Here is a 26,144-nt window from a genome sequence, read left to right on the forward strand (position 1 = left end):
ATATATTTGAATGATGAATAACTTACCTATTTTCTTGTGTTTGTTTGCGTTACATACAGAAAAAATTCGGAAAATAAAACATATTATTTATCTGTTTGTTTTTGCTTCTTTTTCAAATACTCCGTACGCAATCTTTCAAGTTGCTGCTTTTTATCAAATTTGGCAGGCTTCTGTTTTTCATGAAACTTTGCCACAGCTACCTGACTTTTGGAATCCAATTGATATTTTCCCACTTTGTTCACCTACTTTTCTTGTCTCTAAAGAGAATCTATTCAACAAATATAATATACCTTATTTTCCTGAAGTAAACCTTATTACTTTATTTTAACTGCTTTTTCTCGTTTGTAGACGTAAATTAAAACACCCTTTCACTTCAATTACTGCAAGCAAGGGTGTTTTAATTTTATTATTTTATTAGTTGATTGCCATGCCCACATAAGGGCACAGTTTACTCTTTCCCATCTAATAAACGACCAAGTCCACCTAATACACTACCTTCACCGCTGCCTTGCGCTGCTGGGCTTGTCAGGCGTGCTGCTAAGCGGCTAAGTGTTAAGGACTGAATCCAAACTGTTCCAGGTCCTTCTAACGTTGCGAAGAATAAACCCTCACCGCCAAATAGAGCTGTTTTTACTTTTCCAACGAACTCGACGTCGTAGTTAACGTCTTTTGTCATGGCAACGAGACAGCCTGTATCGATGCGAAGTTTTTCGCCAGGTTTTAGTTCACGCTTATATACAGTTCCGCCTGTATGCATGAAAGCAAGTCCATCACCTTCGAGTTTTTGCATGATGAAACCTTCACCGCCGAAGAAACCAGTTCCGATTTTTTTCGTAAACTCGATTCCGATAGAAACGCCTTTTGCTGCACAAAGAAATGCATCTTTTTGACAAACTACTTTTCCTTGATATTCTGTTAAATCTACAGGAATAATTTTACCTGGATAAGGGGCAGCAAATGATACGTGGCGCTTGCCGTGACCTGTATTTGTAAATACAGTCATAAACATGCTTTCACCTGTAACGAGACGCTTACCAGCGCCCATTAATTTTCCGAATAAACCTCCAGATGGGCCAGAACCATCACCGAAGATTGTTTCCATTTCTATGTAATCTTCCATCATCATCATTGCGCCAGCTTCTGCGATCACGCTTTCTTCTGGATCTAACTCAATTTCAACAAACTGCATATCATCGCCGTATAACTTATAATCGATTTCGTGTGCTCTCATTTTTTTTCACCTCGTATGTAATAGATACTTATATTGTACAGAATTTAACAGGATTAGAATACTTTAGTTTTGTTAATTTTTAAATAAAGTGGGAGTATCGAAACTGATTATCAGCTCCCACCAATTGAGCTGTCCGCAAATGGCGGGATAAAATATGAATATGGAAATTCAACATTATATTAAAATTATAAAAAAATGGTGGAATGAAAGTGTTCTCATTTGACGTTTTGGATATAGCGTGATATAGTGAAATCACTATTGAGCTACATAATGTGGTACGGAAATAAAGCACGTTGAATTAAAGGCTGTAAGCTTGTTATACATTCATGTCCTTTATATCCACCTTTTCATGTGGATTCATAGTTTCATTTTTATTTAGGAGGTACATGACATGCAAACAGGTAAAGTTAAATGGTTTAACAGCGAAAAAGGTTTCGGTTTCATCGAAGTTGAAGGTGGAGACGATGTATTCGTTCACTTCTCAGCTATCCAAGGTGACGGATTCAAAACTTTAGAAGAAGGTCAAGAAGTTTCTTTCGAAATCGTTGAAGGTAACCGTGGACCACAAGCTGCTAACGTTACAAAAAACTAATTAGCTAGCGATAAAAAGCATTCCGATTTTCGGAATGCTTTTTTTTATTCTTTGGAGCTCGACTCATTTGAAGATAATTCACCTTTGAAGGTACGTTCTTCAAAATCATCAAGCATTTGTTCATATTCTTCATGCTCTTCTGTAGCGAAAACTTGTGGGTTTTTCCCGTACATATCCGTACCGATAAAGTTTTCAAAATCCTCCACGTAGCCTACGTTTTCTTCACTATTCACGTACATGCCATTATAGTTTTTTGAATCTTGTCTTTCTAAATCGGACGGTGTTTCAGACGTTCCGTAATTTGCGACATCTTGCCACGCATCTTCCGCATCGTACTCAACAGAATGATCCTCATCATGCTTGTGAAAAGAAGGGGATAACACTTCTTCTTCAACTGGTCGTGTATTCATATTTAACTTATTTGTCGCGTGCTGGATGCATGTTGTAGCAGTCGGCATTGCTTCCAATCTTTCAAATGGAATTTCTTCGCCAGACACTTCGCAAATGCCGTACGTACCTGCTTCTATTTTTTGCAGGGCATGTTTCGTATCCGCTAGTTGTTTATGCCAAAGTTCAATAAGCCCGAAGTCTTTTTCACGTTCATATAGCTCTGTTGCCATATCAGCTGGATGATTATCGTAGCTAGATAATTCCCCAACGGAATCACGTTCAGATGCACGATCTTCATTTTCATGTGTTTGTATCGTTTGCTCTAGTTCTTGTTTTTGCTTTTCTAAAACGGATTTAAATTGATTTATTTGTTGTGGAGTTAACATAGTCGTCCACCTTCCTACAATTCAGTTTCTTTACATAGTATGAGCGTTGCGAGGAGGAATTATGAGCTGAAATTGGTATATGAAAAAGGAGCCGCATTAGCAGCTCCTTTTAAAGGAAATATCCAAGTAATAATCCGATTCCCATGAGGAGACCGAAGATTGTGTTTGTTTTTGCTGTTGCTATCATCGCAGGTACCATTTCCATTGGAATGCTTTTGCCGATAAAGCCTTTCGTCGCTTTAAATGCTTTCGGTGCACTTAAAAATACGATAAGCATCCATGGTGATACGATGCCCACGATAATTAAAGCAATTGTCCAAATATAGGAAACGATGAACATAGAAGCGAGTACACCAACGGCTCTTTCACGTCCAACGAGAATGGCTAACGTTTTACGACCGTTTTCTTTATCGCCATCTAAGTCACGGATGTTATTCGCTAGTAAAATGGCACCAATTAAAATGGAGCTTGGAATAGATAGTAAAATGACTTCCGATGTTACAGCCCCAGTTTGAATAAAGAATGAAATCCCGATAATAATGACACCCATAAACAATCCGGCTGTTAACTCTCCAAATGGTGTATACGCAATGGGAAGTGGGCCGCCTGTATAAAGGTAAGCAACGGCCATACAAACAAGACCGATTGCAGCAAGCCACCAGCTAGAATTCATACAAATATAAACACCTAATAGTATTGCGATGCCGAAAAATCCAAATGCTAAGTTAAGCACTGTTTTTGGCTGAATGCCATCGCGAACGATAGCGCCGCCGATACCGACTGAACCTTCGTGATCGAGCCCTCTTTTATAATCAAAGTATTCATTAAACATGTTTGTTGCTGCCTGAATGAGAAGACAAGCAAGAAGCATTATAAGGAAAAGAGGGAGATGTATTTGATTTATACCTCCGACCTGCATTGCATAGGCTGTTCCGATGAAAACAGGAACGAAAGCTGCTGTTAATGTATGGGGACGTAGTAAACTCCACCAAATGCGCCAGCCTGTTTGCTTACTTGGCTTTGGCGCCGTAGGAGAGGAATTCGTTTTGACGTTCATTTCCATGTTGAATCCTCCTTTGGTCACATATTGTACACAACTAAGTGTAGAAAAAGCATCATTTAGTGTCAACGTTTATTTTCTAGGAAGAGAAGGTGAATTTCTCAGAAATGCTAAACGTTGACAGGCCTTTCGTTTGAGGTGTATCTTAAAATCAAGCGTAATTATGACTATTTTTCGCCCATAGGGGGGAGACAATTGTGATTCAAACGAAACAAATAGGCTTGCAAGAAGTTCTAAGTGCGGCCATTAAGCGTGCAACTGATGAAAAAATATTGGTGAGCTTCGTAAAACAAATAGACTGGATGGATCCGCTTCTGTTTTATGCAGCAGGAAAAAGGATTGCATTCGAAAATAGATGTTATTTTGCAGACCCAGCTCAGCATGTAATATTTGCTGGAATTGGTTCTGTTTTCACTATAGCAACTGCTTCTCACAAACGCTTTCAAACTGCTCGTGACGAGTGGGATAAAGTAAAAGAGAAAGCATTTGTACAAAGGGAAAAATACGAATTTGGAACAGGTCCTCTTTTATTTGGCGGGTTTTCATTTGACCAAGAAAAAGAGAAAACAGATTTATGGAAAGAATTTGATGATACGACATTTTCACTACCAGCATTTTTATTAACTTTAAAAAATGAAAAAGCATGGTTAACAATGAATACATTCGTTTCAGCAACAGATTGTGCAGAAACTCTTTATAACGAAATTGTTTCTTTAGAAGAGAAAATTTTTGAGAAGAGTAAATGTGCACTACAAGGATCGAAATTAACAGTTACTTCTAAAGTAGAAGTGGATCCGAAAGGCTGGATGAAGGCTATTGAGAAAGTGCAAGATGAGATGAAGCAGGGGAACGTGCAGAAGGTTGTATTAGCGAGGGAGCTAAAAGTAGAGATGGATCATCATATTGATTCTGCGCTTGTTTTAGAAGCACTTCGCATTGGGCAACCGGATTGTTACGTATTTTCTTTTGATTATAAAGGAGCATGCTTCTTAGGAGCGACGCCAGAGAGATTAATTCGCAAAGAAGATGAGAAGTTTACTTCAATGTGTCTTGCTGGTTCAACTGGTCATGGTCAATCTATAGAAGAAAGTAAGCGAAATAGTGATGCGCTTCTTCATGATGAAAAGAATTTAGCTGAACACGGTTATGTTGTGAACATGATCAGGTCGGTATTAAATGAGCACTGCGAATACGTTAATATTCCAGAAAGTCCAGGTTTATTAACAACGAAAAATTTAATTCATTTATATACGCCTGTAGAGGCAAAAGGCGATGCGAGTCTTTTAACGATGGTAGAAGAATTACATCCAACACCAGCTCTTGGCGGGACACCTCGTTTAGAAGCGATGAAATTAATTCGTGATGTTGAATTGCTAGATAGAGGATTATATGGTGCACCGATTGGCTGGATAGATGATGAAGGAAATGGTGAATTTGCGGTTGCACTTCGCTGCGGATTATTAAATGGCGAGAAGGCATCCTTATTTGCCGGTTGCGGGATTGTAATTGATTCAGTACCGCAACTTGAATATGAAGAAACAAGTTTGAAGTTTAGACCGATGCTTGGTGCTTTGGAGGAATTAATGAAATGAACAATCATATAGAAGCATTATCATATTATTTAGGCGCGTTCGTGGATGAACTGACGCGTCTAAATGTATGTGATGTTGTCATTAGTCCAGGCTCACGGTCAACGCCGATTGCTCTACTAATGGAACAACACGAAGGAATGAACACATATTTACATGTAGATGAAAGATCTGCAGGATTTTTTGCGCTCGGTATCGCAAAAGCGAAAAAACGTCCGGTTGCATTATTATGTACGTCAGGAACGGCAGCAGCGAACTACTATCCAGCTGTATGTGAAGCTTTCCATTCACGAGTGCCGCTTATCGTCTTAACAGCGGATAGACCGCATGAATTAAGAGATGTCGGTGCACCACAAGCGATGAATCAATTTAATTTATACGGTACTTTTGTGAAACAATTTACAGAGATGGCACTGCCAGAAGCAAGTGAAACGATGTATCATTATGCTCGTATGACGACGCAGCGCACGATAGCAAATGCTTGTTTAGCGCCGCAGGGTCCTGTTCATCTTAATTTTCCAGTTCGCGAGCCACTTATACCTGATTTCTCACTAGAAAGCTTATGGGATAAAGGGCGTAGTGAATATACAGGAGTAGTTCAACAAGGAAACGCGGTGATGCCGAGTGAATATGTAGATTCTCTTGTAGGGCGCCTTTCACATATGGAAAAGGGGCTTATTATTTGTGGAGATGATAGTCATGCAGAAATCGCAATGTTTGCGGTAGAATTAGCTGAAAAAACTGGCTATCCTATATTAGCAGACCCACTTTCTAATATTCGTAGCGGACACCACGATAAAACGATGGTAATTGACTGTTATGATACATTTTTACGAAATGAACAGTTAAAAGAAACATGGAAACCGGATGTTTTAATTCGCTTTGGTGGTATGCCTGTTTCTAAATCGTTAACGCAGTTCATAAAAAAACAAACGAAAGCAGTTCATATCGTTGTCGATGAATCAGGACAATGGAGAGACCCAGCTCTTGTTGCGACAGAAGTTGTGCAAGCAAGTGACATTGAATTCTGCAAGGCATTAATAGAAAAAATGCCAGTTATGAAAAAGAATGATTGGTTCCGAATGTGGCAACATATAAACGAAAAAACGAAGGAAACGCTTCGTGAAATGGAAACATATGAAACTGCATTTGAAGGAAAGGTTATTACAGATATTGTGCGCGTATTACCAGAAGACGCAACATTATTTGCGAGCAATAGTATGCCAATTCGTGATACAGACTCATTCTTCTTCACATCGGATAAAAACATCCATGTGATGGCAAACCGCGGTGTAAATGGTATTGATGGAATCATTTCGACAGCTCTAGGAGCGAGCGTTATTTGTGACCCACTTGTATTAGTGATTGGTGATTTATCATTTTATCACGATTTAAATGGACTGTTAGCAGCAAAATTACACGAATTAAATATAACGATTGTCGTTGTAAATAATGATGGTGGCGGTATTTTCTCATTCTTACCACAATATGAGAAAAAGGAACACTTCGAATCGTTATTTGGAACACCGATTGGGCTTGATTATGAACATGTTATCAAAATGTATGGCGGTTCATTTAGTCGTGTAAATGGTTGGGAGCAATTCCGAGAAGAGGTACAAAAAGGAACAAGGGCGGAAGGTTTACACGTTGTAGAAATTTGTACGAACCGTGATGAAAACTTAACATTGCATCGTAAATTATGGGCAAAAACGCAGGACGTAATTACTGCATCGTTGCAAGGTGAATCAAAATGAACGTAACACTGCAAGGTGTATCGTATGAATATGAAGTAGTCGGAAGCGGGGAACCACTTCTACTTCTTCATGGTTTTACGGGAAGCATGGAAACGTGGCGTTCTTTCGTTCCTTCTTGGAGCGAGCAATTTCAAGTCATTTTAGTAGACATTGTTGGGCACGGAAAAACAGAAAGCCCTGAAGATGTGACGCATTATGATATTCGAAATGTAGCATTGCAAATGAAAGAACTACTAGATTATCTTCATATTGAAAAAGCGCACATACTCGGCTATTCAATGGGCGGTAGACTGGCAATTACGATGGCATGTCTATATCCAGAATATGTACATTCTCTTTTATTAGAAAATTGTACAGCTGGGCTTGAAAGGGAAGATGAGCGGGAAGAACGCTGTGAAAAAGATGAGCGACTTGCTCACAAAATTGAGCGAGAAGGCATCGAAAGTTTTGTAACAATGTGGGAAAATATTCCGCTATTTGAAAGGCAAAAAAGTTTAGAACAAAACGTACAAGAAGCAGTGCGAAAAGAAAGACTTGCTAACAATCCAAAAGGGCTCGCAAATAGCTTGCGCGGCATGGGAACAGGGGCTCAGCCTTCTTGGTGGAATGAGCTGCAAAACTTAAAAATGCCTGTTCTTTTAATGAACGGGGAGCATGATGAAAAGTTCTTTCGCATATTAAAAAACATCGAAAAATGCGTCTCTGACGCGAAATTTGTCAAAATTGATGGTGCTGGCCATGCAATTCATGTGGAACAACCGGAAAAGTTTGATACAATAGTAAAGGGATTTCTAAAAACTATGCAGTGATGCTTTTTTCAGTTAAGAATGAAGTTACACTTATAGAGGAGATCAGAAATATACAAGGAGGTAGTTGTAATGGCTATTGAATGGGTAAAAGAAGGCAATTACGAAGATATTATTTATTCAACATACAATGGTATCGCAAAGATTTCGATTAACCGCCCTGAAGTACATAACGCATTCCGTCCTAAAACGGTAATGGAGTTAATCGACGCTTTTGCACATGCTCGTGATGATGCAAATGTTGGCGTTATCATTTTAACAGGTGAAGGTGGACGTGCATTCTGTTCTGGCGGCGACCAAAAAGTTCGCGGTCATGGTGGATATGTAGGTGACGACCAAATCCCTCGTTTAAATGTATTAGATTTACAACGTCTAATTCGCGCAATTCCTAAACCAGTTATCGCAATGGTAGCAGGTTATGCAATCGGTGGAGGACACGTACTTCATATCGTATGTGATTTAACAATCGCTGCAGACAATGCTGTATTTGGACAAACAGGTCCTAAAGTAGGAAGCTTTGACGGTGGATACGGAGCTGGTTACTTAGCTCGTATGGTAGGACACAAGAAAGCTCGCGAAATTTGGTACCTATGCCGCCAATATAACGCACAAGAAGCGCTTGATATGGGCTTAGTAAACACAGTAGTACCATTAGAACAACTTGAAGCAGAAACAGTACAATGGGCAGAAGAAATTTTAGCAAACAGCCCAATGGCACTTCGCTTCCTAAAAGCTGCATTCAACGCAGACACAGACGGTCTAGCTGGTATTCAACAACTAGCTGGAGATGCAACGTTATTGTACTACACAACTGACGAAGCAAAAGAAGGTCGCGACGCATTCAAAGAAAAACGCAGTCCGGACTTCGGTCAATTCCCTCGTTTCCCGTGATCAAACCAAAAGCGGAGCCGACTGCTTAGCCCCGCTGGCTAAGGTTCTTTCGCACAGAAAGTGTTTTTTACTTTCTCGTGCGGAAGGTTCTTAGACGGAAGGGGCTAGGAGGCGCAGCTAGATGTAACCAAAAGCGAAAGTAGCTCGTTCAGAATGTGAGGGGGATGGAGCTTCTGACGTAGAGGCGCTTTTTGCCTCGTAGGAAGGCGTGAAACGACCGACTGTTCTAACCGCTGTAACTAGATGAGATTAACCGGAAACAAAACAACTAAGAGACTTGATGTCATATCAAGTCTCTTTCTTTCATGAAAGGAGAATGAATGATGGAGACGATGCCAAATTGGTTAATGCAACGTGCATTTTTAACACCAGATCGCACTGCAATTGAAATAGAGGAAGAGAAAGTTACTTTTATGCAGCTGCATGAAAAAGTAGTATCTGTTTGTGAACACCTCACGCATGTTGGAGTGAAGCGTGGGCAAAAGGTGGCTGTTCTGATGAAAAATGGTATGGAGATGATTACAGTTATTCACGCCCTATCTTACGTAGGTGCAGTAGCTGTGCTTTTAAATACGCGTCTTTCAAGAGAAGAGCTACTTTGGCAAATGGATGATGCTGAAGTTATTTGTTTAGTGACGGATCAAGATTTTGAGGCTAAAGATATTCCTGTATATTCATTCGCCGAAGTGATGAATGGACCAAAAGAGGAAGCCTCTATACAAGAAGAGTTTTCTTTAGAAGAAGCGATGACAATTATTTATACGTCTGGGACGACAGGGAAACCGAAAGGCGTTATTTTAACGTACGGGAATCACTGGTCAAGTGCGGTTGGCTCTGCGCTTAACTTAGGCCTTCGTGATGACGATTGCTGGTTAGCTTGTATGCCGATGTTCCACGTTGGCGGGCTATCTCTTTTAATGAAAAATATTATGTATGGCATGCGCATTTTACTCGTTCCGAAATATGATGCTGATTTTATTCATAAAGCACTTCAAACGAGAGGCGTTACGATTATTTCTGTCGTTTCTAAAATGTTGACTGATTTATTAGAGAGACTTGGAGAAGGGACATACCCATCTTCTTTAAGATGCATGTTACTTGGTGGAGGACCAGCGCCGAAACCACTATTAGAAACGTGTGTAGATAAAGGAATTCCTGTATATCAAACGTACGGTATGACAGAAACGTCTTCACAAATTTGTACGTTATCAGCTGATTACATGTTAACGAAAGTAGGATCAGCCGGAAAACCACTATTTCAGTGCCAACTCCGTATTGAAAAAGATGGCGTAGTAGTGTCGCCATTTGCGGAAGGTGAGATCGTAGTAAAAGGACCAAACGTAACAGGCGGTTATTTTAACCGCGAAGATGCGACGCGCGAAACAATTCAAAACGGATGGCTTCATACTGGTGACCTCGGTTATTTAGACGAAGAAGGATTTTTATACGTATTAGATCGACGCAGTGATTTAATTATTTCTGGCGGAGAGAATATATATCCGGCTCAAATTGAAGAAGTGTTGCTTTCTCATCCGATGGTTGCGGAAGCAGGTGTGGTCGGGATGACTGACGATAAATGGGGACAAGTACCGGCTGCTTTTGTTGTAAAAAATGGAGAAGTAACAGAAGAAGAAATTCTTCATTTTTGCGAGGAGAAATTAGCGAAATATAAAGTGCCGAAAAAAGCATGTTTCTTAGAGGAATTACCACGAAACGCTTCGAAAAAATTGTTAAGACGAGAGTTAAGACAATTAGTGGAGGAGATGTAGGTGGAAATAAAAAAAGCGACGCTACATATAACGGAAATGCCACTCGTAATCCCGTTTGCTGCAAGCTACGGGACGTATGAAAAGCGTGAAAGTATCGTCATTGAATTAGAAGATACGGACGGATACATTGGATTTGGCGAAGTCGTTGCGTTTTCTGAACCGTGGTACACGGAAGAAACAGTGAAGACAGCGCTACATGTACTTCAAGATTTTTTATTACCGGATTTATTAAAGGCGGAGATTTCTCATCCGAATGAAGTACCTGGTTTGTTCCAACATATAAAGAGAAACCGAATGGCAAAGGCCGGAATAGAGGGGGCTGTTTGGGATTTATATGCGAAGCGCCAAAAGAAATCGCTAGCGACAGTACTTGCCGGAACTAGTCATGAAATTGAAGTCGGCGTTGTAATTGGCCTTAATACGATTCCAGTTATGTTAAAACAAATCGAGAAGTATGCAGAAGAAGGATACGAGCGTTTTAAAGTGAAAATAAAGCCAGAGCATGATTACGAATTATTGAAAGAGATTCGAAAAGAGTTTCCGCATATCCCGCTAATGGCAGATGCAAATTCAGCATATACATTAGGGGATACGGAGAGGCTGAAACGACTAGATGAATTCCAATTAATGATGATTGAACAACCGTTAGCCGATTATGATTTTCTTGATCACGCGGAGTTGCAAAAGAAAATTGAAACGCCGATTTGTTTAGATGAAAGTATTCATAGTTTAGAAGATGTACGCGTTGCGATTACCCTTGGTAGCTGCCAAATTGTGAACATTAAACCAGGGCGAGTGGGCGGATTAACAGAATCGGTTCAAATCCATAATTATTGCATGGAGCATAACATACCAGTTTGGTGCGGCGGTATGGTGGAGATGGGGATTTCACGAGCGCAAAATGTTGCCCTTGCTTCACTGCCGAACTTTACGATTCCAGGTGATATATCTGCTTCTAGTAGGCACTGGGAGAGGGATATTATTTCGCCGGAAGTGATGCTTGAGAGCGGGAAAGTGATGGTGCCGCAAAGTGTTGAAGCTGAGTATGAAGTAGATCGCGGAAGGCTGGCGGAGATTACGAAGCAGCGGCTTGCTTTGGAGCGGTAAATTGAGTCTTTAAAATAGCGGGCGAATTTCGTCGTTAATTGTCGGTAAGTCGATATATTTCAATAATCGCTAATATAATTTGAGTTACGGTCGATATAATTTTATTTACTAAGGTTACTCCCGTGAGTAGCCTTTTCTTATTGTACAAATTGGATAGACTAGTTTACAATCGAGCGTATAAAGTGAAACTTTAATCAGTGGGGGCATCCCCACTGATTATTAGTTGAACCAATCGGGCTTTTATGGGCAGTTGATCTTCCACCTAACTTCTTTGATTCACCCGAATTTTGAGGTGGGAGTCTTACTGCCCGCAAATAGCGGGGTAAAGGGGGAGTAAAATGAAGCGCATTTCAATTTTAATAGCGGATGATGAGGCAGAAATTGCTGATTTAATTGAGATACATTTAGAAAAAGAAGGGTACCACGTCGTGAAAGCAGCTGATGGAGAAGAGGCAATTCATGTTATTGAAACGCAGCCAATCGACTTAGTGGTTTTAGATATTATGATGCCGAAAATGGATGGGTATGAAGTGACGCGCCAAATTCGTGCGAAGCATCATATGCCAATCATTTTCTTAAGTGCGAAAACGTCTGATTTTGATAAGGTGACAGGTTTAGTATTAGGCGCAGATGATTATATGACGAAGCCTTTTACACCGATTGAATTAGTTGCACGTGTAAATGCACAATTACGCCGATTTCTTACGTTAAATCAGCCGAAAGTAGCGGAGAATAAATCAGCTTTAGAGGTAGGCGGAGTTGTTATTGATCCGGAGCGAAGAACGGTAAATGTGTACGGAGAACAAGTTGAATTAACACCGAAAGAGTTTGATATTTTATATTTATTAGCGAGCCATCCGAAGAAAGTGTACAATGTGGAAAATATTTTTCAGCAAGTATGGGCGGATGATTATTATGAAGGCGGAAATACAGTTATGGTACATATTCGTACATTGAGGAAAAAACTTGGAGAAGATAAAAGAAAGGACAAGTTAATAAAAACAGTGTGGGGAGTAGGGTATACTTTCAATGTCTAAAAAGATGAGAAGTTTTCGTTCGAAGATGGTTATGCTATTTGCGTTAAGTATGATATTTGCTGGTGGCGTAACGTATATCATTTATCAAGGGTTACGGATTTATTACAAATTAGTCGTTCGTTATGAGGATCCGTTAGCGCAAGTGCGGTTCATGATAAAACAAATTGGGGATGTTAATTTCTTTTTAATTCTTTTCATCCCGCTATCCATTATGTTTTTCTTCTTCCTTACTAAACCATACTTAAAATACTTTGATGAGATTTCAAGCGGGATTCATCATTTGGCGAACGGAGATTTTTCAAATGAAGTGCGCATTTCATCAAACGATGAGTTTGGAGATATCGCACATGAAATAAATGTTGCGAGTGAAAAGTTAAAAGAAGCGGTGGAAAGAGGAGATTTTGCTGAAAGTAGTAAAGATCAGCTCGTTGTGAATTTAGCTCATGATTTAAGAACACCGTTAACATCCGTGTTAGGATATTTAGATTTAATTCTTAAAGATGAAAATTTAACAAAAGAACAAATTAAACATTTCTCCACAATTGCATATACAAAATCGCAAAGACTGGAAAGTTTAATTGATGAGCTATTCGAAATTACACGTATGAATTATGGCATGCTAAAGCTGGATAAAAAGCCGATTGATATAAGTGAGTTGCTTATACAGCTAGAGGAGGAATTGTATCCGTTATTAGAAAAACATCATTTAGAAGCAAGATTGAATGTGGATCCTCATTTACCGATGCACGGTGATGGAAAATTGCTAGCTAGAGTATTTGAAAACTTGTTAACAAATGCCGTACGTTACGGATATGATGGGCAATTTGTTGATATGAATGGGTATGTTGATAATGGAGAAGTTGTCGTACAAATTATGAATTACGGAGATAGCATTCCGGAAGAAGATTTACCGTATCTTTTTGATATGTTTTATACAGGTGATAAAGCAAGGTCAGAGAACCGTGGCGGGACGGGACTTGGATTATTCATTGCTAAAAATATTGTCGAGCAGCATAACGGTACGATTTCTGCTGAAAGCAATGTAGTTAGAACGATATTTGAAGTACGATTGCCAAAAGACGAGAATGTAACAATTTAATAAAAATTTAAACTTTACCCCACTTTTTATTTTAATAGTTTTTTCTATTCTATATGTAAGTTACGTTAAGGAGGAAATAGAAATGAAAAAGTGGGTATTTATTTCTTTTTTTATAGCATGCACAGTATGTGTAGGCGTTTATATATCACCGTTATTTCAAAAGGAAATCGATGTTAAAATTGTCGGAAAAGATGAGCTAGTAAAGGCGGCAAACAACGAGAGGAAAGAGATTACGAAGGAACAAATTTATAAGGGCGATTTATTATTAGTTAACAGGGATTATCCAGTAAAAAAAGATAGTATTAGGTCTGATATTATAAATGTAAATCATAATAGTGAATTAGTGAGAGGCTATGTAATATTTGATAGAAATCTTCGTTTATCAAAGGATGTTGTGAAAAAGTTTTTGAACGTTGTCGATGCGGCTGGAAAAGAAAGTATTAACCATTTTTTGATTAGTAGTGGCTATAGAGATTTCGAAGAGCAAAAACAGTTATATGAAAAAATGGGATCTGATTATGCACTTCCAGCAGGATACAGTGAACATAATTTAGGATTATCACTGGACATTGGGTCTACTCAAAAGAAAATGGAGAAAGCGCCTGAAGGAAAATGGATTGAAGAGAACGTATGGAAGCATGGCTTTATATTACGTTATCCGAAAAATAAAAGTAACATTACTGGAATTCAATATGAGCCATGGCATATCCGTTATGTCGGCCTACCTCATAGCGCAATTATGCAAAAAAAGAATTTCACACTAGAGGAATATTTAGAGTTCTTAAAAGAGGAAAAAGAGATTTCAACTGAAGTAGAAGGTAAGAAATATACTGTTTCTTATTATAAAGTTTCTGGGAATATGAAAGTGAATGTTCCAGCAAATAAGCAGTATGCAATTTCCGGGAACAATATGGATGGGGTTATTGTGACGGTTCAGGAATAGAGAAAAAGGCTGTGCCATTTGGGACAGCCTTTTCTTATATAAGAAAGGAATTGACGTTTCTTGTCTGTAAATCGATATTCCTTGTCGAATCGTTGATATAAATTCCTATACTATTAGCATTTTGGAGGAGCATCTTTTGATTTACTTTTAAACATTATAACGTTATATTTACTTCTTCCTTTTTTTATGTTACGCTAAACGTGTGAAAGAGACATAAAATGAAACTTTAATGTAAGCGCATTCTTACGGCTTCTTATAGAAAAGGGTGGAAGTACAATGACAGAACGATTCGTACTACGTAATGTGAAACGTGTGAACGGGGAAGAGATTGACATTGTAATTGAAAATAATAAAATCGCACAGGTGACGAAAGCTGGTGTTGGTGAGGGTGGAAAGGTTCTTGATTACTCTGGTACTTACGTATCGAGTGGTTGGATTGATTTGCATGTTCACGCTTTTCCAGAGTTTGATCCGTATGGCGATGAGGTTGATGAAATTGGCGTTAAGCAAGGGGTAACGACAATTGTTGATGCGGGTAGTTGCGGTGCTGATCGCATTGCAGATTTAGTAAAAAGTAGAGAGCAGGCAAAAACGAATTTATTTGCCTTTTTAAATATTTCTCGCATCGGTTTGAAACGAATTGATGAATTATCCAATATGGAATGGATCGATAAAGAGAAAGTAATAGAAGCAGTAGAAAATTATAAAGATGTAATCGTTGGGTTAAAAGCGAGAATGAGTAAAAGTGTCGTTTGTGATAGTGGAATTGAACCGCTTCATATAGCGCGCTCTTTATCTCGCGAAACATCATTACCGATTATGGTACATATCGGTTCAGCGCCTCCTCACATTGAGGAAGTTGTACCTCTTTTAGAAAAAGATGATGTCATTACACATTATTTAAACGGGAAAGAAAATAATTTATTTGATGAAGAAGGCAAACCGTTACCTGTGTTACTAGATGCAGTGAATCGCGGTGTGCATTTAGATGTTGGGCATGGTAATGCCAGTTTTTCTTTTAAAGTAGCAGAGGCCGCAAAGCGTCACGATATTGCTTTTAATACAATTAGTACAGATATTTACCGGAAGAATCGCGTGCACGGTCCCGTGTATAGTATGGCTCACGTTCTTTCGAAATTCCTTTACTTAGGTTATCCGCTAGAAGAAGTGATTGATGCGGTTACGAAACATGCGGCAGAATGGCTGAAAAAACCTGAGCTTGGCCGCATTCAAGAAGGAGATATTGCAAACTTAACTTTATTTACGGTGAAAGATGAGAAGGTTACGTTAATAGATTCAGAAGGGGATCAGCGCATTGCTGAAAGAAGAATTGATACGAAAGGGGTTGTAATTAATGGGTCATTCATTGAATGCTAAGTACGGATTAAAAAGAGTGATTAATGCGAGTGGTAGAATGAGTATTTTAGGTGTATCTGCTCCGACAGATACAGTTATGGATGCGATGAAACATGGGGGACAAAATTATGTGGAAATTGCTGATTTAGTAGATAAAGCAGGAGACCATATTGCAAGAATTCTAGATTCAGAGGCAGCGGTCGTTGTGAATTCAGCATCGAGCGGAATTGCGCTTTCTATCGCTGGTATCGTTACTGAAGGAAATCGTCGTAAAAGTGAAAGACTTCATCAAGAGGTAATCGCGAAAAACGAAGTGATCATGTTAAAAGGTCATAACGTTCAATACGGTGCTCCAGTTGAAACGATGATTTATTTAGGCGGAGGAAAACTTGTAGAAGTTGGCTACGCAAATGAAGGGAAAGCAGAGCATATTGAAGATGCAATTGGTGAAAATACAGCAGCGATTCTATATGTGAAATCGCATCATGCCGTGCAAAAAAATATGATTTCTGTTGAAGAAGCATGGGAAGTCGCGCAAAGAAATAACGTACCACTTATCGTGGATGCGGCAGCTGAAGAAGATATTCAAAAATATGTGAAGTATGCAGACCTTGCCATTTATAGTGGTTCAAAGGCAATTGAAGGGCCTACTTCTGGTATTGTTGGCGGGAAACGAAAATATATTGAGTGGCTGAAAGTGCAATTACATTGCATTGGAAGAAGCATGAAAGTTGGGAAAGAAACAACTTTTGGTTTACTTCAAGCACTTGATGAGTACGGAGTAAAAGAAGATAAGAGTGAGCAAGAAAAAGAGTTATTACAAGTACTTATGCCGCTAAAAGAATTAAACGGTGTAAATGTAACAATCGTTCAAGATGAAGCGGGAAGAGCAATCTTTAGAGCACGTATTCATATTAACGAAAAAGAGTTAAATAAATCGGCAAAAGACGTTGTGACAGCATTACGCGAAGGAGAAATTGCAATCTACACACGTGATTACGGAGTAAGACAAGGATTCTTTGATATCGATCCACGTCCACTTCAAGGTGATGACATACATGTGATTGAAGAAAAATTGAGAGAAATTGTAGGGGGAAATTAAAATGACAAACATTCAAAAACGTTTTTATAAAGGCCGCGTAGCATTAAATGTATTAGCAAACAATATAGAAAATGCGAAAGATATTTTTGAAGCAGCAGAAGGTTATGTAGTAGTAGGCGTATTATCAAAAGATTATCCAACAGTAGAAGAAGCTGTTACAGCGATGAAAGCATACGGAAAAGAAATTGATGACGCTGTATCAATTGGATTAGGAGCAGGAGATAATCGCCAAGCAGCAGTTGTAGCTGAAATTGCGAAGCATTATCCTGGTAGTCATATTAACCAAGTGTTCCCTTCAGTTGGAGCGACACGTGCAAATCTTGGCGGAAAAGATAGCTGGATTAATAGTTTAGTATCACCAACAGGAAAAGTAGGGTACGTAAATATTTCTACTGGTCCAATTAGTGCAGCAGGGGAAGAAAAAGCAATCGTTCCAATTAAAACAGCGATCGCACTTGTACGTGATATGGGCGGAAATTCATTGAAATACTTCCCAATGAAAGGTTTAGCTCATGAAGAAGAATATCGCGCAGTTGCGAAAGCTTGTGCGGAAGAAGGATTTGCATTAGAGCCAACAGGCGGAATTGATAAGGAAAACTTTGAAACAATTGTACGTATTGCGCTTGAAGCAAACGTAGAGCAAGTTATCCCGCACGTGTACTCTTCTATTATTGATAAAGAAACTGGCAATACGAAAACAGAAGATGTTTGTGAATTATTAGCAGTCGTGAAGAAGTTAGTTGATCAATATGCGTAAGAAAATTGCAGCGTTCGGCGAAGTAATGATGCGCCTGCAAGTACCAGGATATGAATTGTTGTCGCAAGCAAACACATTAAATTACTCATTTTCTGGTACAGGTGTGAACGTGGCAGCAGCACTTTCTCATCTAGGGCATGAAGGGCTTCTTATTTCAACTTTACCGGAAAATTCGGTTGGGGATGCGGCATTATCTTACATTCAAAAGTTAGGTGTGCAAACCTCGCTTGTTTCAAGAGGCGGCAAATATGTCGGTATGTACTTTTTAGAAAATGGATTTGGTACACGTGCAAGCCGCGTTACATATTCAAATCGATTAGAAAGTAGCTTCAATACGGCATGTGAAGAAATGTATCAATTTGAAGAAATCGCAAAGGAAATTGATATCGTTCATTTTTGCGGCATTACACTTGCGATGAATGATACGGTGCGCCATCATATGAAATCTTTGGCGAAAGCAGTGAAAGAAAACGGAGGAACTGTCGTCTTTGATTGCAACTATCGTCCATCTCTTTGGGGAGAAGACGGGTATGAGCAGGCGAAACCACATTATGAAGAAATGCTGGCTCTTGCTGATATCGTTATGATGAACGAAAAAGATGCGATGTTTGTTCTTGGAATGAAAACAGAAAAGACGGAGCGAGAGGCGCAACTTGTTGATCTTATTCCAAAGGCAGCTGAAACATATCATATCGCTACAATCGCTGGTACACATCGCTCTATTAATAGCGATAATACACACTCGCTTCGCGGATTTATATGTAAAGATGGTGCGTTCACTTTTGCAAAAACACTTACGTTTTCTGTATATGATAGAATAGGTGCTGGAGATGCTTATACGAGCGGGATTATTCATGGCGAGATAGAAGAGTTTGCACCAGAGAAAGCTGTTTCATTTGCGTCAGCAGCTGGAATGCTTGCACATACAATCGTCGGTGATACGCCAATGTCATCAGAGAAGGATATACTTCGGGCAATGACGACATCAGTAGGTGATGTAGAAAGGTAGTGGGTGTAACGGTGAACGTAACGAGAAAAAAAGGACCATTATATTTACAAATAAAAAATATTATTCGTGATCGAATATTGCATGGTGTATATGCGATTCATACAAATATTCCTTCCGAACCACAGTTAGAAGAAGAGTTCAAAGTGAGCAAAATTACAGTGCGAAATGCGATTAAAGAACTCGCTCAAGAAGGATATTTGGAAAAGAAAAGCGGTAAAGGAACGAAAGTCATCCGTAACACTTCTGCGACAAAGTTGTCAAAGGGAAAGAAATTTACTGAAGTGTTAGTGGAAGAAGGCTATAAAGTACAGAAGAAATTGCTAAAAGCAGAAATCGTTCAGAATGAAGAAGGAACAGTGCCATTTCAATTATTCGGTAAAGAGAGTTTTCGTATTGAACGTTTATATACGTTAAATGATGCACCGTATATTCATTATACGCACTATTTCTCAGCGAAAATGGCAAGTACAGATTTATCGGATTTTGATTTACAATCGCTTTACGATTTAGTCGAGGACCGAGGCATTCATTTAGAAAACTTCAGAGATGAATTCGCTGTTGGACTTGCGTCTAGTTTCGTTGCAGAAGCGTTAGGTGAAAAAGAGGGGACAGCGCTATTAAAACGTATGCGTTATTCTTACGATGAAGTTGGCGAAGTAATTGAATATAGCGAAGGCTACTACAATACAGAAATGCAGCATTATGTAGTGAATTATGACGTATAAAAAAGAGGGTATTTGCCCTCTTTTTTTATAAAGTAAGGGGAATGCGAGATGGATATATACTTATTAATCGTCACGTTACTTGCAATTGCGATTGTTATTTTAGGGGTATCATGGTGGAAATGGCATGCATTTATTAGTTTAACAGTTGCGAGTTTATTTTTAGCTATCATGTCTGGATTGAATTTAACGAAGATAGTGACTGCCTATGAATCTGGTGTTGGTAGTGTACTAGGGCATTTAGTTGGTATTTTAGCTCTCGGTACAATTTTAGGAAAAATGATGTCCGATTCAGGGGCCAGCATGCAAGTGGCAGATTTCTTTATTCGATTTTTCGGTGTGAAGAAACTACCGTGGGCTATGTTATTTGCAGGATTTGTTATAGGGATTCCAGTATTTTTTGAAGTGGGGATCGTCATTTTATTACCACTCGTTATTTCCATCCGAAAAACGACGAAGCAAAATATATTATTAATTGCGTTACCTGTCATTGCTGGATTATCTATTGTTCACGGGCTAGTGCCTCCGCATCCAGGTGCGATGACAGCAATCGGTATTTATAACGCGAACTTAGGAAAGGTACTTTTATATTCATTACTTATCGCGCTACCAGCAGCTATTATCGCAGGACCGATATTTGCAAAGTGGGTACATAAAAGGGTTATACCTGAAAATGAACCAGAGCTTATTCGAGTTACGACTGTCTCAACTGATTTACCGAGTCGTAAAGTTTCATTCTTTATTATTTTATTACCAGTTGTATTGATGATTTTATCAGTCGTTGCACCATATATTTCATTACCGAAAAAGATGACTGAATTTTTTGTATTTATCGGAAGCCCAGTAATTGCTTTACTTATTTCATGTTTCGCAGCATTTTATTTACTTGGGATAAGACAAGGAATTAATAAAAAGATGATTAAAAAATTAACGGATGAAAGTTTATTACCAGTCGGTTCCATTATTTTAATTATCGGTGCAGGCGGTGGATTTAAACAAATATTAATTGAAAGTGGCGTTGGAACAGCGATTGCGCAAATGGCAGAGCATATATCGTTATCACCAATTGTATTAGCTTTCATGGTAGCTGGATTAATTCGAATTGCAACAGGTTCAGCAACAGTAGCGTTAACGACAGCAGCGGGAATTGTTTCACCAGTTATTCAGCACATGTCTGGTGTGAATTTAGAATTGCTCGTTATAGCAACCGGTGCAGGTTCATTAATGTTTTCTCACGTAAATGATGCAGGGTTCTGGCTTGTAAAAGAATATTTAGGTTTGACAGTAAAAGAAACGTTTAAAACGTGGACGGTGCTGGAAACATTGTTATCATTTATTGCATTCGGTTTTGCTCTTTTGTTGAATATGTTTCTTTAAAGGATACCTGAATAGGTATCCTTTTTTAATAAAGTCCAATTCCTAAAACAAGCCCGTTTTTAGGTAAGCCAAGCTTCCTATTCGCCCTGAAAACATAATATAAATGGAATCCCCTCATTTAGAACAAGAGGAACTTGTTATGAATGATACTAAAGGAGGAATAGGGTAATGAGCGAAAAGTGTGAACACAGACATGATGATTGTAACCGCAGACATGGTTGCGGCGGCGGTTTTGCGCTTCTAATCGTATTGTTTATTTTATTAATCATCATCGGTGCTAGCTGCTTCGGCGGTGGCGGTTCTTGTGGTTATGGTGGTTACGGCGGTTATGCTGGCGGCTACGGTGGATATTGCTGCTAATTAAAAACTATTGAAAATGGCCTTGTGCGTATTGCACAAGGCCATTTTATTCATATTTTTATGTGTTGTGATAATTTATTAATATATAGAGATCGGATTAAGAAGAAGAAAATGATCTCAATAATCCCGAATAAAGTGAGTACGATACATGTCTCTTTCAGTAATGAGAAAGAAAACATGCTTTGTAAAAACTTAATGGCGAATATTGTATGAATACCAGCAACAATATAAGGAACGAAAAATAATATTCCTAATTGAATCGTTGCAGAACGAAACATTTCTGATTCTGTTAAGCCAAGTTTTGTAATCGTAATATACTTTTGTCTTTCAGTTGTTAAGTCGTTATACATACGGAAATATAAAACGCTAGCCGCACCGATAAAGAAGATAAAGCCAAGAAATGCCCAAATAAAGAATTGAGCAACTGCATTCCCTTTACCGTAAATGAGTTCATCCGTAGCTGTATATATGAAGAAAGGAACTTGAGCGTTCTCTTCTGTATGCTTTTCGTAGAACTTACGTGCATCGCCACTAATAACACGTAACATATTTTTTGTTGGAACGATTGCATTTTCCCAGTTTTCTACGAAGTAGTTATAGATTACGGTTGTTTCAATATGAGGAATCATATTATCAAATACATAATCTTGTACGACAGCTAAATGTGGGAATGCAAAGGATGGTTCTATTCCTTTATTAATAAACCCTTTAATATGAAATTCTTTTTTATTAGATCCAAGTGTAATCGTATTATGCTTTGCAAATGGATTAGATACGAGATTGAGAAGTTCTGGTGAGTGGCGAGAAATAATATACACTTCTGTAGAATCAATTGTTATTTCCGGCCTTTTCAATTGTTTAGCAATTGCGTTATAATCACTCATCTTCATAAGCATAATGTCTTCTTTTGAAGCTGTATCTTTTACTACTGTAAACTTATATTTTCTGTACTGAAAATTACTATTTGTAAGCTCAGTTTCAATTGCAGTAATATGCTTTTGTTCAAGGGAATTGTCACCTTCTGATGTATAAGTGAAGGGGACGGGATATCGTTCTAGTACCGATGCTGTTGTATTGTTATTAGCAGCGAATAAACCAATAATAATCGTAAATGCTAGTGCAGATAGCATAGAAACGATAAAGAGTACATTAATATTACTACGAGTCCGGTTAGCTAAATCTGAAATCCATAACATATTTATTTGCTTCATATAAAACTTTCTCCGCTTTTTCAAAATAAAGATAAAGAGAAGAAATGTTTGTGAAAAGAATAAATATGTTCCTACCACTACGAGCGGTAAAATAGATAGCATAATTAAGAATACAGATCCATTTTGTGCATTTTTTTCTGTTATATAGCCTTGCGGATAACCAGCGATATAATAGCATAGTGCTAAACAAATTAAAGCAAATAATGAAATGAGTATAGACGGTCTTTTTTCGCTTTTTTCCTTTTTACTATTTTTAATTAATCGAGTTGTTTTACGAGTACGAATAAACATCGGTGTAAACGTAGATACGATGAGAAATAAAATAATAAAAGTTATTGTCGTTACGATAATAGCTTCTGTTGGCCAATATAAATAGAGGCCTTTTGCGTTTGTTAATTTAGAAGTAACGAGTAAGAAAAAGTTAGAAAAAACAAGACCGCCTTGAATACCAGCAAAAATAGCGAGCATTCCAATAATCATATTTTCAGTAAACAAAAGACGTTTTAATTGTTTTTGAGATATACCGAGAACAGTTAAAACGCCGAATTGCTGCTTCCGAACATTTAAAAATGTTCCGATTGAATATAAGAGAAAGAAGAACGAGAACAAAACGATAACAAACTGTGCCATGCCGGCTAAGTTCATCAGTGGATCTTGTTCCTGTAATTTATTCATAATTTGTAAGCGTGGATGATACGCGTATACAGTAAATGAAAAGAAAACCATAATAGAAAAAGCACTACTTACAAAATAAGCGAAATATGCTTTAGAATTACGCGAGACATTTTTAAATGCGAATTGCCAAAATGTCATCCACGTCTTCCTCCTAATAATGCTAAAACATCTAATATTTCTTGATAAAATTTCTCACGGTACAATCCGCGGTGTAGTTCATTGTAAAGCTCTCCATCTTTAATGAAAATAACACGGTTACAATAACTTGCTGCAAACGGATCGTGCGTAACCATTAAAATCGTTGCATCTTCTTCTTTATTTAATTTCGTAAATAGCTCCATTACGTCAATTGCCGCTTTTGAATCTAAGTTTCCTGTCGGTTCATCGGCAAGTAGAAGTGAAGGATGATGAATAACAGCACGTGCTACTGCAGTACGCTGTGCTTGTCCTCCAGAAACTTCAAAAATACGCTTGTCCAAAATATGATCAATTCCAAGCTTTTTTGAAATGTTATCAAGCTTTTCATCCATTTCTTTTAATGGAACATTATCTAATGTTAAAGGTAGTACGATATTTTCACCGATTGTTAGTGTATCTAGTAAGTTAAAGTTTTGGAAAACAAATCCTAACTCTTGTCTTCGGAAAATAGCTAACTTCTCTCTACGAAATGTGTGCGGTTTTTTTCCGTTAATCACGACATCACCAGAAGTCGGAGAATCGATTGTAGAGATAACGTTTAAAAACGTAGATTTCCCGCTACCAGATGGTCCCATAATGGCAACGAATTCCCCTTTATCCACGTGTAAATTTATATTTTTTAAAGCAGTATGAGGGACTTTTCCCTCATATACTTTTGAGACGTTTTTTATGTGTAATACTTCTTCCATAGTAATCACCTTTCTACTTTTTAAAACTTAATGTGTTGTGATAATTTTTGCATATAAAAGGAACGAATTAAAAGGAAAAATAAAATTTCAACCGTTCCAAAAATCATAAGTACGACTGTAATCTCAGCGAAGAACGAGAGATGTAAAACTTCTTGTAGCATCTTTGTCGCAAACATCGTATGAATCGATGCCATAATGTATGGAACAAAGAAAAGAATCGCAAGTTGAATTGTAGCAGATCGTTTCATCTCAGCTTCTGTTAAACCGATTTTTGTAATCGTTACATACTTTTCTTGTTCATTTGTTAAATCTGTATACATCCTGAAGTAAAGGACACTGCCAGCACCAATAAAGAAAATAACACCTAAGAAAGTACCAATTAAGAAGAACGAAGCGACATTTTGTTTTGTTGTGTATAGAGAATCGCTCGCTTCACTTGCATGGAAAGGCTTGTGCTCTGCTTGAATGTTGTTCCCGTCGGTATTAATTTTGTCTATGAATAACGAGCCGATGTTATTAGCTTTTTCCCAGTCCTTAACTTTAAAGCTATATACACTCATCTGTTTTGAAACGGAGGATAATGCTTCTACATTTTCATCAGATAGTATGAGCAATTGGTATATTAAGCGATTTGGGAATGGGTTATAACTTTTATATTCTTTCACTTGTAGTTGTAAATTGTTTTGAGTAAGTGTAAGAGTATTTTTCTTGTCTTTATTATGAAGCGTTCCAATAACTTGATCATCTAAGTCTTTCATAAGAATATAAGATTCATTCTTATTTACTGTGAGCGTTTCCCAATTTAAAGCCTTAGCAAGTACATTATAGTCACTTTGTTTAATTGCATAATAGAGCTGCGAATTTTCTTCCGCTGAAGATACTTCATATATATCCGTTTTAAATTGTTTATAAGTAAATTGCTCTTCGTTAAACTTTTGTTTTAACCAATTTAAATGTTCATCTGCTAACGTATTTTCAGTATGTGATAAATATGTAAAAGGAAAAGGATTTTCTCTTACTGTATCGAACTTCATAAATTTACCAAAACCATATAAGAATGTAATCATAGTAAAAGCAAGTGTTGATAGCATCGCTACAATAAAGAGCATGTTAATGTTTGTCCGAATGCGCGCTGCTAAATCAGAAATCCAAAGCATATTAATTCGCTTCATATAAAATGTTCTTCGCGTTTTTAATATACGAATGAGTAAAAAACTAATTTGTGAAAAGAAAAAGTATGTTCCAGCTGCAATAAGCGATGGGATGACAAATATACTAGAGACGGCATATAAAAGCCCAATGATGTCACCTAGCGACATAAAATACAGCGGATTTGCGGCTAACGTATATCCACATATTAAACACATCGCACCAAATAGAGAGATAAGAACGGATGCTTTTCTTTCTTTTTGTTTTGTTCCTTCTTTTAAAAGACGTACGGCTTTTCTCGTACGAATGAGCATCGGTGTAAAAGATGATACGAGAATGAAGAGCCCAAGAAAGATGATGATAGTTAAAACGATAGCACTTGTAGGCCCATATAAATATAAACCAGGTACGTGTGTAATTTTGGCGGTAACTAACAAAAAGAACTGCGAGAAGACAAGTCCAAGTTGAACGCCGAAAAAGATGGAAAGAACACCAATTAGCATGTTTTCTAGAAATACGAGTCTCTTTAATTGTTTTTGAGATATGCCAAGTACTGTTAAAATCCCAAATTGCTTTTTTCGTACTTTTAAGAAGGTACCGATTGAATATAGTAAAAAGAAAAACGAAAAGAATACAATGACAACTTCTGAAATTGTCATTAATATGTTCAGAGCAACATTCACGTCTGTCATATGCAATTTAGGATGAAATAAATAAACTGCAAATGAGAAAAAAATTGCGATGGAAAACGCACTGCTTACAAAATAGGCGAAATAAGCTCTGGCGTTCCGCGTCACATTTTTAAAGGCAAACTGCCAAAATGTCATTCACCTAAACCTCCTATTAGAATGAGCATGAAAAAGGAAGGATGAGATCCCACCTTCT

The 26,144-nt window shown here is 38.0% G+C and carries 24 protein-coding genes; 17 read left to right on the top strand and 7 right to left on the bottom strand.

What is annotated here, in order from left to right; translation table 11 throughout:
• Positions 1-83: 83 nt before the first annotated feature.
• Both CGQ22_RS31780 and CGQ22_RS00185 read right to left on the bottom strand, forming a co-directional pair.
• The gene (locus tag CGQ22_RS31780) at positions 84-233 is read right to left on the bottom strand and encodes a hypothetical protein (RefSeq protein WP_000521643.1); all 150 of its coding nucleotides are present in this window, start codon (positions 231-233) and stop codon (positions 84-86) included.
• A gap of 215 nt (positions 234-448) precedes the next feature.
• Positions 449-1,231, bottom strand: coding sequence for a TIGR00266 family protein (locus CGQ22_RS00185; protein WP_089148178.1), 783 nt, complete (start codon positions 1,229-1,231; stop codon positions 449-451).
• A 391-nt stretch (positions 1,232-1,622) separates the two neighbouring features.
• On the opposite strand from CGQ22_RS00185, the gene cspD reads away from it, so the two are divergent.
• Positions 1,623-1,823 (top strand): cold-shock protein CspD, encoded by a 201-nt coding sequence (gene cspD, locus CGQ22_RS00190; RefSeq protein ID WP_001193054.1) that lies wholly within the window; start codon positions 1,623-1,625, stop codon positions 1,821-1,823.
• Positions 1,824-1,867: 44 nt separating this feature from the next.
• Here cspD and CGQ22_RS00195 read toward each other — a convergent pair whose 3' ends face one another.
• Together CGQ22_RS00195 and CGQ22_RS00200 are read right to left on the bottom strand one after the other, a co-directional pair.
• A complete protein-coding gene (locus CGQ22_RS00195; protein WP_000957367.1) occupies positions 1,868-2,599 on the bottom strand; it encodes a yteA family sporulation protein in 732 nt (243 codons plus the stop codon).
• Positions 2,600-2,708: 109 nt separating this feature from the next.
• A complete protein-coding gene (locus CGQ22_RS00200; RefSeq protein ID WP_000425763.1) occupies positions 2,709-3,662 on the bottom strand; it encodes a 1,4-dihydroxy-2-naphthoate polyprenyltransferase in 954 nt (317 codons plus the stop codon).
• Positions 3,663-3,856: 194 nt separating this feature from the next.
• Between CGQ22_RS00200 and CGQ22_RS00205 the strand changes: the two genes are divergently transcribed.
• From CGQ22_RS00205 to CGQ22_RS00290, 16 genes are all read left to right on the top strand, one after another.
• On the top strand, positions 3,857-5,251 hold the full coding sequence (locus CGQ22_RS00205; protein WP_089148179.1) for an isochorismate synthase: 1,395 nt from the start codon (positions 3,857-3,859) through the stop codon (positions 5,249-5,251).
• Positions 5,248-7,002, top strand: coding sequence for a 2-succinyl-5-enolpyruvyl-6-hydroxy-3-cyclohexene-1-carboxylic-acid synthase (gene menD, locus CGQ22_RS00210; protein ID WP_089148180.1), 1,755 nt, complete (start codon positions 5,248-5,250; stop codon positions 7,000-7,002). Before CGQ22_RS00205 ends, menD begins: the two co-directional genes overlap by 4 nt.
• On the top strand, positions 6,999-7,811 hold the full coding sequence (gene menH / locus CGQ22_RS00215; protein ID WP_001103374.1) for a 2-succinyl-6-hydroxy-2,4-cyclohexadiene-1-carboxylate synthase: 813 nt from the start codon (positions 6,999-7,001) through the stop codon (positions 7,809-7,811). The genes menD and menH overlap by 4 nt, the downstream gene beginning before the upstream one ends.
• A 69-nt stretch (positions 7,812-7,880) precedes the next feature.
• Entirely contained in the window at positions 7,881-8,699 is an 819-nt protein-coding gene (menB, locus tag CGQ22_RS00220) for a 1,4-dihydroxy-2-naphthoyl-CoA synthase (RefSeq protein WP_000963875.1), read from the top strand.
• A gap of 323 nt (positions 8,700-9,022) precedes the next feature.
• Positions 9,023-10,468: an o-succinylbenzoate--CoA ligase gene (locus CGQ22_RS00230; RefSeq protein ID WP_000449586.1), complete on the top strand. Its 1,446-nt coding sequence runs from the start codon at positions 9,023-9,025 to the stop codon at positions 10,466-10,468.
• Positions 10,469-11,575, top strand: a complete 1,107-nt coding sequence (menC, locus tag CGQ22_RS00235) for an o-succinylbenzoate synthase (protein ID WP_000403287.1) — start codon at positions 10,469-10,471, stop codon at positions 11,573-11,575.
• A 338-nt stretch (positions 11,576-11,913) separates the two neighbouring features.
• Entirely contained in the window at positions 11,914-12,612 is a 699-nt protein-coding gene (locus tag CGQ22_RS00245) for a response regulator transcription factor (RefSeq protein WP_000822499.1), read from the top strand.
• A complete protein-coding gene (locus tag CGQ22_RS00250; protein ID WP_000038803.1) occupies positions 12,605-13,711 on the top strand; it encodes a HAMP domain-containing sensor histidine kinase in 1,107 nt (368 codons plus the stop codon). Before CGQ22_RS00245 ends, CGQ22_RS00250 begins: the two co-directional genes overlap by 8 nt.
• A gap of 82 nt (positions 13,712-13,793) precedes the next feature.
• Positions 13,794-14,654, top strand: a complete 861-nt coding sequence (locus CGQ22_RS00255; RefSeq protein ID WP_000759397.1) for a D-Ala-D-Ala carboxypeptidase VanY — start codon at positions 13,794-13,796, stop codon at positions 14,652-14,654.
• A 276-nt stretch (positions 14,655-14,930) separates the two neighbouring features.
• Positions 14,931-16,031 (top strand): amidohydrolase/deacetylase family metallohydrolase, encoded by a 1,101-nt coding sequence (locus tag CGQ22_RS00260; RefSeq protein ID WP_000139977.1) that lies wholly within the window; start codon positions 14,931-14,933, stop codon positions 16,029-16,031.
• Positions 16,009-17,112, top strand: a complete 1,104-nt coding sequence (locus CGQ22_RS00265) for a DgaE family pyridoxal phosphate-dependent ammonia lyase (protein ID WP_000510103.1) — start codon at positions 16,009-16,011, stop codon at positions 17,110-17,112. Before CGQ22_RS00260 ends, CGQ22_RS00265 begins: the two co-directional genes overlap by 23 nt.
• A gap of 1 nt (position 17,113) precedes the next feature.
• The gene (gene dagF, locus CGQ22_RS00270; RefSeq protein ID WP_000181912.1) at positions 17,114-17,869 is read left to right on the top strand and encodes a 2-dehydro-3-deoxy-phosphogluconate aldolase; all 756 of its coding nucleotides are present in this window, start codon (positions 17,114-17,116) and stop codon (positions 17,867-17,869) included.
• Positions 17,862-18,878 carry a sugar kinase gene (locus tag CGQ22_RS00275; RefSeq protein ID WP_001227506.1) on the top strand — a complete coding sequence of 339 codons (1,017 nt, stop codon included), beginning with the start codon at positions 17,862-17,864 and terminating at the stop codon, positions 18,876-18,878. Before dagF ends, CGQ22_RS00275 begins: the two co-directional genes overlap by 8 nt.
• On the top strand, positions 18,878-19,603 hold the full coding sequence (locus tag CGQ22_RS00280) for a GntR family transcriptional regulator (protein WP_061884699.1): 726 nt from the start codon (positions 18,878-18,880) through the stop codon (positions 19,601-19,603). The genes CGQ22_RS00275 and CGQ22_RS00280 overlap by 1 nt, the downstream gene beginning before the upstream one ends.
• Before the next feature lie 48 nt (positions 19,604-19,651).
• The gene (gntP, locus tag CGQ22_RS00285) at positions 19,652-20,977 is read left to right on the top strand and encodes a gluconate permease GntP (RefSeq protein WP_000356163.1); all 1,326 of its coding nucleotides are present in this window, start codon (positions 19,652-19,654) and stop codon (positions 20,975-20,977) included.
• A gap of 168 nt (positions 20,978-21,145) precedes the next feature.
• Entirely contained in the window at positions 21,146-21,337 is a 192-nt protein-coding gene (locus CGQ22_RS00290; protein WP_001290399.1) for a YjcZ family sporulation protein, read from the top strand.
• Between the two features lie 50 nt (positions 21,338-21,387).
• On the opposite strand, the gene CGQ22_RS00295 is transcribed toward CGQ22_RS00290, so the two are convergent.
• From CGQ22_RS00295 to CGQ22_RS00305, 3 genes are read right to left on the bottom strand one after another with little or no spacing between them, the layout of a single operon-like run.
• Positions 21,388-23,361, bottom strand: a complete 1,974-nt coding sequence (locus CGQ22_RS00295) for an FtsX-like permease family protein (protein WP_046946140.1) — start codon at positions 23,359-23,361, stop codon at positions 21,388-21,390.
• A complete protein-coding gene (locus CGQ22_RS00300) occupies positions 23,358-24,110 on the bottom strand; it encodes an ABC transporter ATP-binding protein (RefSeq protein WP_000393250.1) in 753 nt (250 codons plus the stop codon). The genes CGQ22_RS00295 and CGQ22_RS00300 overlap by 4 nt, the downstream gene beginning before the upstream one ends.
• Positions 24,111-24,130: 20 nt before the next feature.
• Positions 24,131-26,086 (bottom strand): ABC transporter permease, encoded by a 1,956-nt coding sequence (locus tag CGQ22_RS00305; RefSeq protein ID WP_000144979.1) that lies wholly within the window; start codon positions 26,084-26,086, stop codon positions 24,131-24,133.
• Between the last annotated feature and the right edge of the window lie 58 nt (positions 26,087-26,144).

Source organism: Bacillus sp. M13(2017), from assembly GCF_002218325.1.
Taxonomy (GTDB): Bacteria; Bacillota; Bacilli; order Bacillales; family Bacillaceae_G; genus Bacillus_A; species Bacillus_A thuringiensis_K.

Bases quoted from the DNA above. Each gene is read 5' to 3' on its own strand.
- CGQ22_RS00185 (WP_089148178.1), bottom strand. From the start codon at position 1,231: ATGAGAGCACACGAAATCGATTATAAGTTATACGGCGATGATATGCAG.
- cspD (WP_001193054.1), top strand. From the start codon at position 1,623: ATGCAAACAGGTAAAGTTAAATGGTTTAACAGCGAAAAAGGTTTCGGT.
- CGQ22_RS00195 (WP_000957367.1), bottom strand. From the start codon at position 2,599: ATGTTAACTCCACAACAAATAAATCAATTTAAATCCGTTTTAGAAAAG.
- CGQ22_RS00200 (WP_000425763.1), bottom strand. From the start codon at position 3,662: ATGGAAATGAACGTCAAAACGAATTCCTCTCCTACGGCGCCAAAGCCA.
- menD (WP_089148180.1), top strand. From the start codon at position 5,248: ATGAACAATCATATAGAAGCATTATCATATTATTTAGGCGCGTTCGTG.
- menH (WP_001103374.1), top strand. From the start codon at position 6,999: ATGAACGTAACACTGCAAGGTGTATCGTATGAATATGAAGTAGTCGGA.
- menB (WP_000963875.1), top strand. From the start codon at position 7,881: ATGGCTATTGAATGGGTAAAAGAAGGCAATTACGAAGATATTATTTAT.
- CGQ22_RS00230 (WP_000449586.1), top strand. From the start codon at position 9,023: ATGGAGACGATGCCAAATTGGTTAATGCAACGTGCATTTTTAACACCA.
- CGQ22_RS00245 (WP_000822499.1), top strand. From the start codon at position 11,914: ATGAAGCGCATTTCAATTTTAATAGCGGATGATGAGGCAGAAATTGCT.
- CGQ22_RS00250 (WP_000038803.1), top strand. From the start codon at position 12,605: ATGTCTAAAAAGATGAGAAGTTTTCGTTCGAAGATGGTTATGCTATTT.
- CGQ22_RS00255 (WP_000759397.1), top strand. From the start codon at position 13,794: ATGAAAAAGTGGGTATTTATTTCTTTTTTTATAGCATGCACAGTATGT.
- CGQ22_RS00260 (WP_000139977.1), top strand. From the start codon at position 14,931: ATGACAGAACGATTCGTACTACGTAATGTGAAACGTGTGAACGGGGAA.
- CGQ22_RS00265 (WP_000510103.1), top strand. From the start codon at position 16,009: ATGGGTCATTCATTGAATGCTAAGTACGGATTAAAAAGAGTGATTAAT.
- dagF (WP_000181912.1), top strand. From the start codon at position 17,114: ATGACAAACATTCAAAAACGTTTTTATAAAGGCCGCGTAGCATTAAAT.
- CGQ22_RS00275 (WP_001227506.1), top strand. From the start codon at position 17,862: ATGCGTAAGAAAATTGCAGCGTTCGGCGAAGTAATGATGCGCCTGCAA.
- gntP (WP_000356163.1), top strand. From the start codon at position 19,652: ATGGATATATACTTATTAATCGTCACGTTACTTGCAATTGCGATTGTT.
- CGQ22_RS00290 (WP_001290399.1), top strand. From the start codon at position 21,146: ATGAGCGAAAAGTGTGAACACAGACATGATGATTGTAACCGCAGACAT.
- CGQ22_RS00295 (WP_046946140.1), bottom strand. From the start codon at position 23,361: ATGACATTTTGGCAATTCGCATTTAAAAATGTCTCGCGTAATTCTAAA.
- CGQ22_RS00300 (WP_000393250.1), bottom strand. From the start codon at position 24,110: ATGGAAGAAGTATTACACATAAAAAACGTCTCAAAAGTATATGAGGGA.
- CGQ22_RS00305 (WP_000144979.1), bottom strand. From the start codon at position 26,086: ATGACATTTTGGCAGTTTGCCTTTAAAAATGTGACGCGGAACGCCAGA.